The following is a 660-nucleotide window of genomic DNA, read 5'->3' on the forward strand; positions in this document are numbered from 1 at the left end:
TCGCAGCATCGAGCAGCGCCTGCGTAAGGCCGCGCGCGACCAGCGGATCGTCACGCAGCAGGCTGCCGCGCACGCCGACGATGCAGCAGCTGATATCCTTGTAGGGGCCATCGAGATTGGAACCGACCTCCTTCAACTCGCCATCCTTGAGCCAGAGATAGGCCAGCGGATCGGATGCCAGTCCGATCTGTGCTTCACCCTTTTCCACGGCGAGCCGCACGAGGTTGCCAGGATATTGCCGCCACTCGACGTCCTTGTCCGGATTGAGTCCGGCCTTGGCGAGCTGGATCGAGAAGAAGTTCTTGTCGGGGCCGGCCATATCGCCGACGGCGATGGTCTTGCCCTTGAAATCCGCAACGCTCTTCACCTCCGATTTCGCCGGCGCCAGCGCGCGCAGGCAGCCGCCATGGGTGCCGGCGACGATCTTGACGTCGAAGCCCTGCTCCAGCGGCTTCAGCCAGCGCAGCGCCATCCCCAGGCCCGCATCGGATTTTCCTGTGGCAATGGCTTCGAGAAGCTGGTCCGTCGAGCCGCTGTAATTGACCAGTTCGACGTCAAGGTTCTGCTTCTGGAAGAAGCCATGATCGATGGCAACCGGCAGCGGCGCAAGGCAGACCGCGCCGGCATTCCAGGAGAGCTTCAATTTGCGCGGTGCACCGG

General features: G+C 63.2%; 1 protein-coding gene. It reads right to left on the reverse strand.

Annotation, left to right across the window (positions count from 1 at the left end):
- Positions 1-643 (reverse strand): ABC transporter substrate-binding protein (locus AC1DU6_RS34325; protein WP_477862931.1); only part of this gene is annotated, 643 nt, incomplete at its 3' end.
- Between the last annotated feature and the right edge of the window lie 17 nt (positions 644-660).

It is taken from the genome of Roseateles sp. P5_B10, from assembly GCF_056400485.1.